The 16,198-nt window shown below is 38.3% G+C and carries 12 protein-coding genes; 5 read left to right on the top strand and 7 right to left on the bottom strand.

Annotated elements, in window-relative coordinates; genetic code table 11:
- Window positions 1–12 precede the first annotated feature (12 nt).
- Window positions 13–1,323: a class I SAM-dependent RNA methyltransferase gene (locus tag EHQ59_RS09265; RefSeq protein WP_244245465.1), complete on the bottom strand. Its 1,311-nt coding sequence runs from the start codon at window positions 1,321–1,323 to the stop codon at window positions 13–15.
- 55 nt (window positions 1,324–1,378) lie between these two features.
- Between EHQ59_RS09265 and EHQ59_RS09260 the strand changes: the two genes are divergently transcribed.
- Window positions 1,379–3,433 (top strand): adenylate/guanylate cyclase domain-containing protein, encoded by a 2,055-nt coding sequence (locus EHQ59_RS09260; protein WP_135619377.1) that lies wholly within the window; start codon window positions 1,379–1,381, stop codon window positions 3,431–3,433.
- On the opposite strand, the gene EHQ59_RS09255 is transcribed toward EHQ59_RS09260, so the two are convergent.
- From EHQ59_RS09255 to EHQ59_RS09245, 3 genes are read right to left on the bottom strand one after another with little or no spacing between them, the layout of a single operon-like run.
- The gene (locus EHQ59_RS09255; protein ID WP_135619376.1) at window positions 3,430–4,155 is read right to left on the bottom strand and encodes a DNA alkylation repair protein; all 726 of its coding nucleotides are present in this window, start codon (window positions 4,153–4,155) and stop codon (window positions 3,430–3,432) included. The two genes, EHQ59_RS09260 and EHQ59_RS09255, sit on opposite strands and share 4 nt — an antisense overlap.
- A complete protein-coding gene (locus EHQ59_RS09250; protein WP_135619375.1) occupies window positions 4,152–4,436 on the bottom strand; it encodes an ATP-dependent Clp protease adaptor ClpS in 285 nt (94 codons plus the stop codon). Before EHQ59_RS09250 ends, EHQ59_RS09255 begins: the two co-directional genes overlap by 4 nt.
- A complete protein-coding gene (locus tag EHQ59_RS09245; RefSeq protein ID WP_208652352.1) occupies window positions 4,433–5,941 on the bottom strand; it encodes a deoxyribodipyrimidine photolyase in 1,509 nt (502 codons plus the stop codon). Before EHQ59_RS09245 ends, EHQ59_RS09250 begins: the two co-directional genes overlap by 4 nt.
- A gap of 290 nt (window positions 5,942–6,231) precedes the next feature.
- On the opposite strand from EHQ59_RS09245, the gene EHQ59_RS09240 reads away from it, so the two are divergent.
- Together EHQ59_RS09240 and EHQ59_RS09235 are read left to right on the top strand one after the other, a co-directional pair.
- The gene (locus EHQ59_RS09240; RefSeq protein WP_135619374.1) at window positions 6,232–7,620 is read left to right on the top strand and encodes an ammonium transporter; all 1,389 of its coding nucleotides are present in this window, start codon (window positions 6,232–6,234) and stop codon (window positions 7,618–7,620) included.
- 20 nt (window positions 7,621–7,640) lie between these two features.
- Window positions 7,641–7,985, top strand: a complete 345-nt coding sequence (locus EHQ59_RS09235; RefSeq protein ID WP_012389358.1) for a P-II family nitrogen regulator — start codon at window positions 7,641–7,643, stop codon at window positions 7,983–7,985.
- Window positions 7,986–8,046: 61 nt separating this feature from the next.
- On the opposite strand, the gene EHQ59_RS09230 is transcribed toward EHQ59_RS09235, so the two are convergent.
- Genes EHQ59_RS09230 through EHQ59_RS09220 form a run of 3 tightly spaced genes read right to left on the bottom strand, consistent with a single transcriptional unit; the run spans window position 8,047 to window position 14,541 of the window.
- Entirely contained in the window at window positions 8,047–11,436 is a 3,390-nt protein-coding gene (locus EHQ59_RS09230) for a GH36-type glycosyl hydrolase domain-containing protein (RefSeq protein WP_135619373.1), read from the bottom strand.
- Window positions 11,417–13,135: an ABC transporter ATP-binding protein/permease gene (locus EHQ59_RS09225; RefSeq protein WP_135619372.1), complete on the bottom strand. Its 1,719-nt coding sequence runs from the start codon at window positions 13,133–13,135 to the stop codon at window positions 11,417–11,419. Before EHQ59_RS09225 ends, EHQ59_RS09230 begins: the two co-directional genes overlap by 20 nt.
- Window positions 13,136–13,188: 53 nt before the next feature.
- Window positions 13,189–14,541, bottom strand: coding sequence for an adenylate/guanylate cyclase domain-containing protein (locus EHQ59_RS09220; RefSeq protein ID WP_135619371.1), 1,353 nt, complete (start codon window positions 14,539–14,541; stop codon window positions 13,189–13,191).
- A 164-nt stretch (window positions 14,542–14,705) separates the two neighbouring features.
- Here EHQ59_RS09220 and EHQ59_RS09215 point away from each other — a divergent pair, with 164 nt between their 5' ends.
- Window positions 14,706–15,593: an alpha/beta fold hydrolase gene (locus EHQ59_RS09215; protein ID WP_135619370.1), complete on the top strand. Its 888-nt coding sequence runs from the start codon at window positions 14,706–14,708 to the stop codon at window positions 15,591–15,593.
- The gene (locus tag EHQ59_RS09210) at window positions 15,578–16,171 is read left to right on the top strand and encodes a TetR/AcrR family transcriptional regulator (RefSeq protein WP_135619369.1); all 594 of its coding nucleotides are present in this window, start codon (window positions 15,578–15,580) and stop codon (window positions 16,169–16,171) included. The genes EHQ59_RS09215 and EHQ59_RS09210 overlap by 16 nt, the downstream gene beginning before the upstream one ends.
- The last annotated feature ends 27 nt before the right edge of the window (window positions 16,172–16,198 follow it).

Raw genomic sequence — 16,198 nt, 5'->3', positions numbered from 1 at the left:
CGGTGAAGGGAATTATCGTTCTTTTCGGCGAAAGTAAAGTACGGATTCTGTATGTGGCGTCTGCGGATACGGATCGATTAGGATACCATCCACATAATCGTATTCTTCTAAAAAGAGTCGAACATCTTCTTTTTGAGAGTAGGGATTGCAGGAGACATAGAAGACGTTTTTAGGACCATTATCACGGATCCAATGGTTCACTAATTTTCCTGCCCCAGCGCGCGGTGGGTCTAGGATGAGAGTGGCATTTTCCTTTCGCTGTAAATCTCCAGTTGATAAAAATAAATTGGTTACTTGGAAGGAATGGGTTTTTGTGGGGTATGTGCTTTCAAATAAAGTTTTTGCGTTTTCAATGGAGGACTCAGTTAATTCATATCCATCCACATGTTGGAAATATTCGCCGTATAACAAAGAAAAGAAACCATTACCACAAAATAAATCGATGAGGACATCTTTTTCCTTTGGCAATCTTTCTTGGATGAAATGTAGGATGGGTAAAAATCCATTGGGATTCGGTTGGAAAAAGGAATCAAAAGGAACTTCAAAACTTTGTCCTAAAACTGATTCAGTGAAAGTAAGTTTTCCTCTGAGGACTTCTGGGCGACCGACAGCAGACACTTCTGATTTGGGACGGTTGTAACAAAACACTAGGGAATTTTGCGTAAGACGTTCCAAACAAAGGGAACGAAAGGACTCAAGTTCGGGACTCTTTTCAAATCCTTCCGTGAATGTAAAAATCAACATTCCGTCTTCTGTATTTTGTGCCTTTCGGATGGTTAGATACTTTAGGCCACCCTGCTCTGATCTTCGATCCCAAATCACATTTGGCATTTCCTCTAAAAGAGCTCGTACGTCTTGTAACGCAAGATTCGCCCAATTGGATTGAATAGCACAAGAGGAAATGGGAACCACTTTACGGAAATTTCCCCTTTGTCTTTGGCCAATGACAGGTCCTGGAAAAACAGAAAAATCCATTCTGGAACGATAGGCATAGGTTTTTGCTTCGAGGACGGGTTTTATCGTTATACCTAAATCCTTCTGAAACAAAGAGAGGATGGGGCCGAATTTTAAATCAAGTTGGGTAGAATAAGGTATGTGTTGGCCAGTGCAACCGCCGCATTCTCCAAAAACGGAGCATTTGACTAAATCCCAAGGATGATTTCGGATGATTTCGTGGACTTTTAAAGACCGTTGTCTTGGTCTACGTTTTACATATTCAACAACCAGTTCGTCTCCAGGATGAACATAGAAAATATCCACCTTTTTTCCGTTAGGTGCAGTAACGATTCCTGAAAAATCAGGATTGAGTCCTTCGACTTTCACTTTATCCAATGTTTTCTACTTGCCAGTTCCTTGACTTTTGAATAGGATTTCTGACATGGTTTTTTCGAAAAGATTCTTTTCACTCAGTGTAATTTCTTTCCTGTTTCTCTTCACCGTAATGCCTGTTTCGTCCCAGGTGCTTTTGACCAATCAAATTCTGGATTTAAGGTCAGAATCCTCTTTTGGAAATAACATACACAAATGGAGTTTTAAACCAGGTGACTCGCCAAGGGTTGTGGAATCTGAAGAAGATGATGTGTATTTAGATGAAGATGCAGGTGAGATCAAAGCCCATATTTTTTCTTATGCACAACCAACCTTAGAAGAGTCGGTAAGAACTGGATGGCTTTCTGGATTTCAAATTCAAACTGGTTGGGACAAAGTCTCCGATGGAGATGGTGAATTGTATTTTCCTAATTTTTCAGAATATTTGGAAAAATACAAAGGGTATGGTTGGTATCGCACAGAAATCACAATTACGAGTGATGACATTCAAAATAAATTCAAATCAAAAAATTTAACGATTCGTTTGGGCCAAATTAGCCAAGCGGATGCAGTTTATTGGAATGGAAAATTTATCGGTGGAACAGGTTTACATTTAGATACCGACACCAATGTTCAGTTAGACGATAGTTCTCTTTATAGCGAAAAAATTCGCTTTTATCGTATTCCCTACCACCTCTTAAAGATTGATGAACCCAATGTTCTTGCCGTTCGAGTGTATGCTAAATATCCTTTAAGTCCGGGTCTATCTCACGATAAATTTTATGTATCTTCCAATAAATATTCAGAAAGAGCAGAGTATTGGAACGATTTTAAAAAGATTTTTGTCATTGTATTAACACTTTTACTGGGAAGTTTTTATCTCTATTGGCAATTTCTATTTCGAAATGAGGAACATGCTACCATCTATTTTTCGTTAGGTTCCATTTTTATGGCTTTAAATACTTTGTTCCAAAGCCAAATCATTTATTCAATTGTGAACGATGGATTTTTGATTAAGAAAATGGAGTATATGACTTGGATCGCCCTTGTTCATTTTCTGTTTAATTTTATTGTTCGGTTTGCACATGTTAGAAATGGTTGGATCAAACTTACGAATCGATACATTGATGCCACAGGACTGGTTTCTGCGATTATCGTTCTCCTTTCACCAAATCTACTTTTTTTATCAAAGTTTTTCTTTTATTGGAGTTTTGTCACAATTCTCTTAGGAACAGCTTTGTTCTACATCATCTTTCTAGGTCGAAAAGTTCCGTCCATGGGAACTGTTTCTTTGGGGTTTTTTGCCTTTATCATGTTAATGTTAAACGATGTGTTCGTAGAAATGCAATGGGAATGGTATCCTAGTCATACATTCGTGAAAGATTATGCCTTTGCTGCCTTCACCATCTCTGTTGCCTTATCCATTGTGAAAAACATGATTGATTCAAGGCTTCTTGTGGAAAAACAAAAGGAAGAAAAAGAGAGATTGTCTCGTTACTTTTCACCAGCTGTGATGGAAACGATTGTTACCGATAAAATAAAGTTAGGTGGAGAGGAGAGAGACATTGCAACTCTCTTTTCCGATATCGTTGGGTTTACAACCTTTGCAGAAAAAAACCCTCCAGGTGTTGTTTTAAATCACTTAAATACAATTTTTGAGTCCTTATCTGATTTGATTTTTCATTATTCAGCTACTTTAGATAAGTTTATCGGGGATGCGATTATGGCGTTCTGGGGAGCTCCGAAACAAACTGAACTTGATGCTTACCATGCGATCGCTTGTGCGGTTGATATGCAAAAAAGAATGATTGAAATTAATAAGGAACTTGGACTCGAGCCTGGGACATTTCGTTTGAGGATCGGAGTCAATTTTGGAGAAGCGATCGTTGGAAACATTGGCTCCGTCAAACGGATGGATTACACAGTCATCGGTGATGCCGTAAATACTGCGGCAAGACTCGAAAGCCATGGAATTCCAGGCAAAGTCGCAGTTTCTGAAGCGGCATTTCTCGCAGCTGGTGGTGAAACCTATATCGAATACGAGGACATAAAAGAACTCACGTTAAAAGGAAAAGCAGAACCTGTAAAAGTTTACTTTGTTACCAAAGTCCATCCAAGAACTTAAGATTCTTTTTTAAAAGACAACCACTTCTTCCTTTCCGAAGGAGGAAGTTTTTCGATCGCATAACGTAACATTGTACGTGGCATTTTCGTAACATGGTTTTCCAAAAAAGAAACCAAAACCTTTTTGTCACGATTGCCAATTTCTCGTAACATCCAACCAGTCGCTTTATGGATTAAATCATGTGGATGGTTTAAATAACTTTCACTGAGGAAAATTGTTTCGTCGTAACGACCTTTCCGAATCCAAAAAAAACTGGAAAGGATAGCAATTCGATTTTCCCAAAGACTTTTAGAGTCTTTCATTTTTAAAATTTTTGTTTTATCCTTTTGAAAATAAAATTCACCGAGGATTTTGTCCGCACTGGCATCCACCAAATCCCAATTATTGATATACTTCGTGTTGTTGAAATAAAACGAAACAATTGCCTGTTTATCTTTTTCGCTAATACCTTTAGATTGGTATTGGAACACTAAGATCAGGAGTGTTGTGAGTCGAACTTCATGGAAAGGGGACTGGATCAACGTTTGTAAATCATCTAAAGAAAGTTTGGTGATGTATTGTTTTGCTATTTTCCTTTGGTTGGGAACGGTGATTCCTAAAAATAGATCACCTTCTCCATACTCACCAGGTCCCGTTTTGAAAAAACGAGGAAAAAAAGCTGCTTTTTTGGGATTTCGTTCTTTTTGTAAATCTTCTAAGAAACTAGTTTTGATATCCTTCATACGCCAAAACTCACTGTTAAATTGGCCTCAGTCATATGTTCTGCAACTGTTTCACATTCTTCCATACTTCCTGTAAAACAAATAGCTTTCCCATTGGCATGTGCTTCCATTGCAATTTTTTTAGCTTCCCGTTTCGTTTTGAAACATAATTTCATAAGGCAATCTTCCACATAGGAAAACTCATGGATGGAATCATTAAAGAGAATGACAAAGTAAGAATAAATGGAATCGGTTTTTAGATTCGTTTCTTCAATTACAATGGGTTTCGCTTGTTCGGTCATGGAAAAAGTGAGTTGGACTTGCCACTCAGTTCACCAATATACTCCAAATACGAATTCATTTTAAACTTCTTTTTTGTGGAATCGGAAGACATAAACCTTACATTTCCAAATACATTTCGTTCGGGAAACCAAGGTCTGTCAAATAATCCAAAACACCATAATATTCCTGTATAGGAATTGGGATTTCTGCCATCATAGGCATATTTATTATTGAGATGTTCTAAAATGGTAAACGCTTCTTCATAAGAGTTTGTCCATTCGATGACTTTTTTCCCCCATAACATTCGCATATAATTATGCATTTTCCCTGTCTTCACAAGTTCTGTTTGGGCAGCATTCCATAGTTCATCATGAGTTTTTGCATTTTCAAATTGTTCTAATGTATATACATACTCTCTATGGTCTTTTGTATGTTTTTTGAAATTCGCCTTCACCCAATCTGGCAAATGATTTAAATTGATGTGTTTCGGTTTGTCTTTCCAAAAGAATAAATAACCAATGTCGCGCCAAGTTATCAGTTCATCCAAAAACATATTGGCAGAAAGAGACGGGGAATAAAAATTTTCTCGGTCTCCTGGTTTTTCATGGCTCATCCGTTCTGGGTTCCATTTCCCTTTTGTGACATGTTGTAAAACTGCATAAAAAATTTCTTCGAGTCCAATCCATCCAAAATGTAGGTAAGGAGATAACCCACTTGTGGCTGTTAGTTCAGGCCTATTAGGTTCGGATCGTTTTGTGCCATACTGGTCTAATTTATTTTTGATAAACTCATTTAACAATCGTAATGCTTCTTTTCTACCACCTTTGACGCCCTTTACAGGAGAAACATCGTTTTGAAAGGGAATCTCTTCTAAAAGAGCCATTGGATTTTTGGGGAATCCAATTTGTTTGTTTGGTTTGGATTTACTTTTTAACTCTTTTAACTCTTTTAACTCTTTTAACTCTTCTTTTTTCCAAAGGGTTGTGTTTGGTGTTGGGTAGTTTCGATTGAGTTCTTTGTGAATCCACAATCGGAGGATCCTTGCAGCACTTGCCGGTCTTTCAAAACTGGAAAAAGGGAGTAGGGAATTTCCATCTATCGCCAACACTTGGCAATTGACTTTTTTAGCTAACTTGGCTGTTTGTTCAGGGATGATAAAACAGGGAAAATCATCTGTGACGACTAAAGCAGCGTTTTCAGAAATTTCTTTTAACAGACCTTTGGCGGGGTTTTTCAAAGTTTCGACATAAGGCCAATAGGTAATACCAATTTCGTCTGCCCTTGTTTGGTTTTCCATCATCCCCTCTAAAATGAATTGGTGGATCCGTTTCGAATTCCAAGGGTAATCCATCCGAAGTCCTTCATAGACAACCAGTTCCTTTTGATACTCTTTCGCAAGTTTCACCGCATGGGAAAAAGCATGGTTGGTATCAAAACGACGGTAGGCTTGCATCCAATACAGGACATAGGGTTTCTCTAAATCGATGGGTTTCTCATTACAAAGACGGATGCGGGATGGATTCACGTTTATTAGAGGGGAAAGGAGAGTTGTTTCTTTTAATTTTTTGTCAGAGAGGAAACGAGAAAAGCGATTTGCTTATAATATAAGCGATTTGCGAATATTTATCTCAAAATGAATAAGGATATTGAAGCGCTCAAGGTGACATCCTCCTCCGTATGATCGGTTTTTAAGGCAATCTGGGGGGTTTTTAGGCACGATCAAATTTTTTTTATCGAATTCGAAGCAATTTTTTTTGGTAGGTACCAATCTTGCATCCTTATTCAGCAAATAACATGGAAAGGATACATGGCAATATGAAAAACTATTTCAAATCAATCGCCTTCCTTCTCCTGGTTGTTCCGATGTTCCTTTTTGCAGAAGAAGCTGCAACCGTCGCGAACCCAGCAGAAGAAACAGCAAAAGCAATCCAAACACTAACAGTTGGACTAGACACATTATGGGTGTTAGTTGCAGGTATGTTGGTATTTTTTATGAATGCTGGTTTTGCACTCGTTGAATCAGGATTTGCTCAATCAAAAAACACAGTAAACATCTTGGCAAAAAACTTTATCGTTTTTGCTGCTGCAACCTTTTCCTACTGGGCAATCGGTTGGGGACTCATGTTTGGTGATGGAACGCCTTATTATGCAACAGAAGGTGTATTCTTCTTAACTGGACTTGATAACTCACCTTTAATTGGTGATGATTATAAGGGAGTTTATTCTTCCATGAACTGGACTGGAGTTCCTCTCCTTGCAAAATTTTTCTTCCAGTTAGTGTTTGCAGCTACAGCTGCGACAATCGTTTCTGGAGCTGTTGCAGAAAGGATCAAATTTCATTCCTTCTTAATTTTCTCATTCATTTTGGTAGCAGTTATGTATCCGTTCACAGGTCACTGGGTTTGGGGTGGTGGATGGTTAGCTGAGCTTGGTTTCCATGACTTTGCTGGTTCCACCGTCGTACACTCGGTAGGTGGTTGGGCAGCACTTGCTGGTGCCATCGTACTTGGTGCAAGAAAAGGTAAATTTTTACCAGATGGTCGTATCAAACCAATCCTAGGTCATAACATGACATCTGCTGCTCTTGGAACCCTTATCCTTTGGCTCGGTTGGTTTGGTTTTAACCCTGGTTCTACTATGGGTGTTGGTGACGGTAGTGTTATGGCTCACGTAATCGTGACAACTAACATTTCTGCTGCGTTAGGTGCACTTGCCTCAACTGTAACTGCATGGATCATTTTGAAAAAACCTGATCTTGGTATGATTCTTAACGGAACTTTGGCGGGACTTGTGGGAATCACTGCTCCTTGTGCAATCGTGAGCCCAACTTCTGCTGCCATCATTGGTGCTGTTTCCGGAGTTCTTGTGGTTCTTTCCGTTTTATTCTTTGATAAGATGAAAATTGATGATCCAGTGGGTGCTACTTCCGTTCACTTAGTGTGTGGTATTTGGGGAACTCTTGCCGTTGCGATTTTTGGATACGAAGGTGCTCCTGCAGGCGTAGATGTTCCATCCTTTTTAACACAACTTTATGGAATTTTAGCAATCGGTGGATTCACTTTTGTAGTTTCTCTCGCACTATGGTTTGTATTGAAACTAGCAGGTGGAATCCGAGTGAGTGAAGAAGAAGAATTGAGTGGATTGGATCTTGGGGAACATGGCGCAGAAGCTTACCCTGATTTCAATATCCGAGTTCGTGGTTAAGGAAATAGGAGTTAAACATTATGAAAATGATCATTGCAATCATCCAACCACATAAGTTGGAAGAAGTGAAAGCGGAACTTACCAAAAACGAAATTTATCGTTTAACAGTGTCTGACGTTCAAGGTTACGGACAACAAAAAGGAAAAACAGAAGTTTTCCGTGGCCATGAATATACAGTGAACTTACTTAGAAAAGTGAGATTAGAAATTGCAGTTAATGATGAATTCGTAAAACCAACAGTTGATGCGATTCTCAAAGCGGCAAAAAGTGGTGACGGAAAAATTGGAGATGGAAAGATTTTCATTACTCCACTGGAAGAAGTCATTCGCATCAGAACTGGCGAAAAAGGCAAAAACGCCATTTAACATTCCTTACCAAAAGGAAAAAATCGGAAAACGTATGGGTGAAACTTCACTCATACGTTTTTTATTTGATCATCACTTCCATTCTATTTTCAGATTTCTTTTGAACCTTCTCTAAATCATTTTTTTGGATTCGAAATCCACCTGTTCGATATACATTCGGAACTCGGATTTTTGGGATTTCCGAATCGTTCCAAAAGATGTTTTGGATGATTCCATTTTCACCTAATACTCGATAATTGATTTTTGTGTTCATTCCAAAAATATTCGTATGGATGGATAATCCATCAAAGGATTTTGGCAACATTGGGTCTAAGAGGAGGCCTTTGGATTGGATTTGAATTCCTAGAAGTTGTTCCAAAAACAATTTCCAAAAAATTCCAGGACCACTCGAATACACTCTCCATCCACCTTCCAATGGAATTGTGCCATTTTTGATCCCCTCGTAAAAGTTTTGTGCTTCGTAACGATTTAAAAAATTCGCATCCGAGCTAGAATAATAACAATTGGATTGTCGTAACTTAGCCGTTGGAATTCGGTTTGTGATACCTATGGGGTTGGTTCGATTCAATTCTTTGAAAAATACATCTGCTTTTCCCATGTGGGCCAATGCTTCGCAATACCGCAAATGAGCGTGGGTGTACATTAATCCAATTTCTCTTCCAAAAAAACTAGCAGTTTCGGCTCGTCTAAAAAACTTCTCTTTTCCATCTTGGTAAGATACAGGTTTGTCAAATAATCGGGCTCCATCTGGTCCTGTTAGATGGTCTTGGATGATTTCTAAATGATGATTTGCTTCTTCTAAAGTGAATACATTGGATAAAATTCCGTAAATCATCGGAAGGATGCTGTAATGGATATTGGTTTCTCCATCAAGAGGGTGTAAAAGATAGGATGGTTCCCCGTTTTTCGAAAATTTCACAAGCCCTGCTATTACACCATCGGGCATACAATGAAAACGAATTTCTTCTTTTACTTTTTTTGTGAATCCTTCGTAGAATTCTTTTATTTCTGTATCACCTAATAATTGATACATCCAAATTAGCTTTGTATAAAGTATCAATTGTAATTCAGCTGTCCAAGTACTGACGGCTTTCTCTCGAATTTCAGTGTCTTTCGGTTGCATCGAGTCGTTCCAATCGCCATGTCCATACTTTGGCAAACTCGTTTCTGGGATGGACCTTGTTTGGATTTCTTGTAAACTTCTTTCGATCGCTTGGAGAATTGTTAATGATTCCTTCGTGTTTGACAAAAACCTTTCCTCTAAAATCGAAAGATCATCTGTCCTTTCCAAATAAGTGAATACTCCAAGTAACGGCCAATAGATGATGTCACCGTGGGAATCGTTTGCGCGAATCTCCTTGTCTCTATCATACAACATAAACCACTGTGGCCAATCACCATCTTCATTTTGTTCTTGGAAAACACGGAGGAGAAGATTTCGGACTGCTGCAACTTTTCCTTGTGAGAAAAGGAATTCGAGGGCTCCTTGGCATACATCCCGTGTGCCCCAACCACCACCAGAATACTGCTCCAATCCTCTTGGGTTTAGATAATGGATTTCCGCATTTTGTTTGTACCAAGGTAGGATCTCCACCATCTCCGAAAAATCGAGGTTGGCTAAGTTGTATGCTGCATTCTGCAAATCTTGTAGAAGAATATTAAACTCAAAATCTGAATGATTCGACAAATGGTTGTTAGATGAAGGTTCCGTATCTTGGCTTTTTGAAATATTTGCCATCGGAGGATCCGCTAAATCTAAGTTCTGTGGGAAAGATTCTTTTTTTTCAGGAGATGTTTTTTCCAAATCGGCAGAGATGGAAAATGAGATTTGGGATTGGAGTTTGGTTTGTATGATGAGGTAGGAGGAATCGTATGGAGTTTGATCCGAAAAAATTTGTCTGTCATCAGAGATCACAAAGGATGCGAGATTGGGACTTGTGATGCGAAATCCTTTGCCTTCCAGTCTGGACTTCAGTTGGCTATTGGGATTTGGTTTTATTCGGATCCAATTGCTTTCGATTTCGATGAGGGAAGGAATCTTTAAATCACCATTGTCCCCATCGAGGCCAATCGAAAAACTAAAGAGGATATCAATGGGATTCTCATTCTCTGATTGCATGACGAAATCAATGGAATCATCGTCATTTGCTGTGATGGAAATGGTGAGATTTTGGTTTTCGTTTTGATACACCCACACTAAATGTTTTGGTTGGAAGACCATATAGGAAGGAGTATCTAGTAAACACCAAGTTTCCTTTTCTTTGCAAAAAATACGGAAACCCTTAGACAAATGTTTTCCGAGACCCATTGGATTTCTGGAAAGGAGAAGGTTCAGACTTGTATGACCTACAGTGAGTTGAGATAAAAATATCCCAGAAAAATAAGATGTGAATGTGAGGGATGATTCTTTGGGAGTGTCTTCACTTCCTGTGCGAGTGACTTGTCCATGAGGCCTAAGGCATAGGGATTCTTTTTTTGCGAGAGTGACGTACGAATCGTTCTCAGTAAAAAAAGAGTAGAGATTTCCGTCTTCATCTCGTTCCACATGCCGCCATTTCTCTGGAAATCGTTTTTTTAAGGTATGCTCCGAGACTTCTTTTCCATTCCATAGAATTGGATTTTGGAAATAACTTTTAGTGGCGATAGGGGATTCATTGCCAGAAACATTTACTTCCGGAAATCCCAAGAAAAAGGATTTTAAGGAATCATTGTTAGGTGAAAAGGTTGAGATCGAATCCAGATTTGGGAAAAATACAGAGACTATGTTAGTTTCCTGATTCGTTTTCGGAGAAATTGTAAATAATTCGGTCCCTAAGGCAATGACTGAATGTTCCCCTTGTTTATTCCGATTGGAAAGAGTAAGCAGTTCTCCATTCTGAAAGATGTCTTTTCCATCGGTTGCGTAGTGAATCATTTTTTGATTTGCCAAATGAAAACAGGATGGATGACCACCAAACACGGATTCGTTTTGTCTTGAAAGAATCATCACACCATGGTTGGGATTTTCTATGATTTGGTGATGGATGTATTGAGAGACAAAGGATTCGTTGAGCCTCGCAGCAGAATATGCACAGAGTCCTAAATCCTGGACAAAGATAAGGGAATAATGAAAGGAAATATCGCCTTGGTTCCTTACCTTTACTTGGTATCGCCATCGGTTTTCCTTGGGGTGAAGTTGGAGTTCACAATGAATATCTAGGTTCTGGATTTTTTGTGTAATTTGTAAGGAGGTTTCGGAAGTTTGAATCGTTGTATCTTCGTTTGTTGCAAAGAGAGGGATGATTTGTTTCGTATTGTTGGATTCTAACTGTAAAAAAATATTAAACACACTTGGTTCCAGTGTATTTCCCACATACAAGTTCACAAAGGTATCCTTATGAAAAATGGAATGGAGAGAAAGGTTGGGGTGAAATAACATCACAATCCCAGATTCATTTTGTAATCGAAACATCGCTCTCCTCACGGAATGGATTTAAAGTTGTGACAGTCCATTTCCCGAAATGGCTTAAGTTCAATTGGTAATCATATTCGAGTGCTGTTTCTTCACCCTTTGCCAAAACAATGGTTGTGATTCCTAAGCTATAAAACTTTTTTAGAATTTTAGAAATTTCAAATTTCCCCACGCTGGATGTGGGCCGATCGAGTACTACAAATTTTGGTTTTGCGTATTGGATTCGAATGGTTGAAATTTTGAATTTCTCAGCTAATGACAGTTCGTCGTCCCACTCTTTCAGTGCAGAAAGACCACCCAATCGTTTCACTAACGTATCGAGTCCAAAATTTTTTAATTCTTTCATGACCTGCGAATCGGACACGGAATTTCCAAGGAATGCTGGTACAATTACATTTCGTAATCTTCCTGGTGGCAAATAGGGTTGTTCCGGTAAAAATAAAATTTTGTCTCGATTGGGTCTAAGGAGTTTTCCTTCTTCGTGATTGCTGATACCAGCAAGTGCTCGAAAAAAACTCAATTTGGTGGCTTCATCAACAGAAGTCACAAGCCAACGTTCTTTTTGTTTGATCGATAGATTTAAATTTTCAATAATGTATCTTGATTTGTCATTCGCATAGATACTAAAGTTTTCAAATTTGATTTCATTAGACAGGAAATTGGTTTTTGATTTTTCTTTCATCAATTCTTCCGAAAGAACCATCGCTGTATCTAAAGTTTGTAATCGTTTTACAACGGCAGAAAAAGCTGAAATTGATTGGAATTGCGTGACTATGAGTGAAAACGCATTCAGTAAAGTTGTGAACGCAAGTCCTGCTTGGGTGATCACACCAAATTCGATTTCTCCTCTCATATAACTGGGAGCAATGAGTAACATCGGAATGATTTGAATGAAATAATTATAACTATTTGTAAATAGGCTCAATCGTAAATTGACGGAGATCAATTTTCTAAAGTTGGTGACTAGTTTTTTTAGTTTAGATTTGAGGCGAACAGACATTCGAAGTTCACGATGAGTTAAAGCTATGGATTCCGCATGTTGTTTGATGTGGAGTAAATCAGAACGGTAGTTGGCTTCCAAATCCAATTGGTTGTAATTAAGGCGAATCAGTTCTTTTCCGAGATAAATCGTAGAGATAGTTCCAATGCTTGCATAGAGAATCGCCACTAAAAATAAGATAGGATTGATTGTCCAAAGTACACCTGCAAAGGAGATCGCAGAGAATACTCCACCGAGAAATAATAAAATAAAAGACAAAGTAGTGGTAGTGAAGGCTTTCACATCGTCTGTGATGCGTTGGTCTGGATTTTCGATTCCTTTTTGGTTTAAAATGGAATGATATGTTTTTTCACTTAAATAAGAATTGGTGAGTCGCCATGTCAATTGTTCTCTCCATAAGATCCCTAGTCGTTCTTCCAGAAAACGATAAATGGCACCGATCCCGGCAGAGATGAGAAAAACAAGTCCATATAACAAGGCATATTTGTAAAAACCTGATTCATTTTTTTGTTCTATGGATGAGATAAAATCTCTTCCTACAAAACTATTTAATACATTGAATCCATTAAAGGTAATCACAAGTAAAAGAAGAAAAATCCCATAACGAATTGCAGCGGGCCCTTGTTTGGACTGAATCAATTGGATGATGATTTTGATTAAATGTTTACTAATAGATTGTTTTGGAACTTCATTCGACATGTAACTTGATACTCAATAGGAGAAACCATGATAGAAGAAAGGCAAGGTTTATTTTATCTTTCTAATAATGGGATTGTAATCTCAGCCCACATCTCTTTTAAATCTGTTTGGATATTCTCATTCCAAAGAGTTTCATTGGAATCTTTGCATACTGTTAGAAAAAGGGGAGGCAGTTGGGAAATTTTGTCACGTTGGATGGAATGGTTGGAAAGCCAGATTGCCAATCGATCGATTCCCTGTTGCAATGATTTTGGATTTCCTAAGGTATCAAAGATCTTTTCTAATAGAGACAAAAGTGAAACTTCTTCCTCGGTTGTTTCCTTTTCGTTATCGATGGGAATCCCTCTTTCTTGGGATAAAGTTTTCCATTCTTTTTCTAAGTTTTGAATCCAATGTGGGGAATCTAAATTCATTTGATCAAAGTATTTTTGAATTGATAGAATAGAGTCGTGCACTTTAAAACCAATGACGGAATACGCTGACATGGTTTCTGATTTCCCTCTTAATTTCGTAATCACCTTTTTATCGATGGAGACAAAGGAACGAATTTGATTATAAATCGCATCCGAAATCAAAAACCTTGTATTTGTTTTTTTATTCAATGCTTCTAGACGACTTGCAACATTGACAACATCTCCAAGCACTGTTTGGCTTTTGAATTCAGCATGCCCGATGTCTCCATAAATTACATTTCCTGCATGGAGTCCTAATCGAATGTCAAAGGTGAAATTAAACCTATCTTTCATTTCGATATTAAATTTTTTCAGTTGGTCAAACATACGAAGACATGCTCTCACCGCAGTCATCATTGTTTCACGTTTGAGTCCTTCTAATTCTTCTTTTGTGGAACCTTTTAGCATGTCTCGATTGGGGATTTGAAAATAAGCCAAAATTCCATCTCCAATGAATTTATCAATTTCACCACCGTTATTCAGAATTGGTTCACTCATCTCATGGAAAAAACGATTTAAAACAAAAACTACATCATAAGGTAAGTTTGCTTCCGTAAATGCAGTGAATCCTTTGATGTCCAAAAACAAAATCACAGCAAAACACTCTTCTCCTGTTTTGGATGATTTAGATTCACTGGTGACTGTCTTTAAATCCTTATTGTCTCGAATGATCCTTCGAACACTGATGTCTCCAAACACTTCTGTTTGGCATGCCAATCGAATTTCTTTTGGCCATCCTTTTCTATCTGCGAGTAATTGTTCTCTTTCATTTCGATCACCGAGGGCACTCAGTCCATCGGAAACAAACACTCGGCAAGTGGTGCATTTTGCATTTCCTCCGCAAAGGTGGTAGAGGGGATAATGATTGGATAAGGCAGTTTCTAATATGGTAATTCCTTTTTTGTTGGCTTTTAGGTGAGTTTGCTCTTTGTCGTAAAAGGTAATTTGGTACATATCTCTTCCACTATGAAGGTTTCCATAGGAAAGGAAGCGAATTTTTACCTCCTTCGTCCAAACAGGTTTAAAAATTACCCATCCCAAAACCTCTTATCCAAAAAAAATGAGGTTCGCGTAAAAAAACTAATTGCATTAGTTAAATAACTAATTAGATTAGTTTTATGAAATTGAACTACCACCATTTCCCATTTTTGATGCCGATTTTGTTTCCTGTCCTACTCTTTGGGGAATCCACTCCAGAGCCGAAGTTTTTGACTCAGTTTTTCCAAACACAGGAAGGGAAAATCGCCTATTCTGAATTAGGCTCTGGAACAAATCATTTTATATTATTGCCTGGTATTGGGGACCGCAAGGAAAGTTATTCCGAATTAGCAATCCAACTGGAAAAAGATGGAAAAGTTTATTCTTTTGATTTACGGGGACTTGGAGAATCTGATGTGAATTTTTCTTCCTACGGTCCAAAAGAAACGGCTCTCGACATCCTTTCCTTTATCCGTGAAAAAGATTTACAAAATGTATATATCATTGCCAATTCCATGACAGCAGCTTCTGCCGTGTACATTCAGTCAAAAGAAAGGAAACGAGTGTTAGGTTTGATTTTGTCTGGTCCCTTTGTGCGAGAGAAAGAACCTTTGTCCTTTGGATTGAAATCTATTTTGCAGATCGCGTTTCGAGGGCCTTGGGGACCGAGTGCTTGGGTCAACTTTTACGAATCACTTTTTCCCGTCTTACCTCCGAAAGATTTGGAAGAAAGAAAGGAAAAACTCAAAATCAATCTAAAAGAAGAAGGTAGGATGTATGCCATTCGTTCTATGATATTTGCGAGTAAAAAAGAATGTGAAGATGAATTACCTAATATAAAAGGAAATCACATCATCATCATGGGATTAAAGGATCCTGATTTTTCTTCGCCAAAAGAAGAAGCCCTTTGGATTCAAGAAATCATCGGAGGGAAAGTATTCTTATATGAAAATGGTGGTCATTATCCTTTCTTAGAAGAACCAAAACGTTTTTATCAAGACATCCAATCCTTATGGCAAAAAAAATAAAAAACAAAACTGGTAGGCCCAAAAAAGGCCAAAGCCAAATCACACGGAATGTGATTTTAGATTCCGCATGGGAAATTCTCCAAACCGTTGGTTTTGATGATTTTCGATTGTCCACATTGGCAGAATCATTAGGGATTCGGACTCCTTCCTTATACAATCATGTGAAGGATACGGAAGACATTTTTCGGGAAATGAGAAAAAAAGCCTTACAATTATTAGGTGAACGTTTAAAAGAATCAATTCAGTCCGTATCCACAAAACAAAAAAGGATTTCCCCGTTTTTGAAGTCCTACAGAGGGTTTGCCAAAGACTTCCCCAATCTGTATCCATTAGTCATTGTTTCCACTGAAACTGACGAGGAATTGAAACGATTAGGAGACCAGATTTTACAAATCTGTTTGGATGCCTTCCCTTTGGGAGAATGGAATGAGGAAACAGTCCACAGGATTCGGATCATTCGTTCCATCGTGCATGGATTTATCGATTTGGAACGTGCCGGTGGGTTTGGGCGAAAGGAATCTGTGGAGGAAAGTTTTACGAAACTAACAGAATCTCTCGAAACAGGAAAACTCTGGTAAAACTTTACTTTTCGGGAGAGGGTGCGT

It is taken from the genome of Leptospira kemamanensis, from assembly GCF_004769665.1.
Lineage (GTDB): Bacteria > Spirochaetota > Leptospiria > Leptospirales > Leptospiraceae > Leptospira_A > Leptospira_A kemamanensis.
This window is presented reverse-complemented; position numbering and strand designations above follow the sequence as displayed.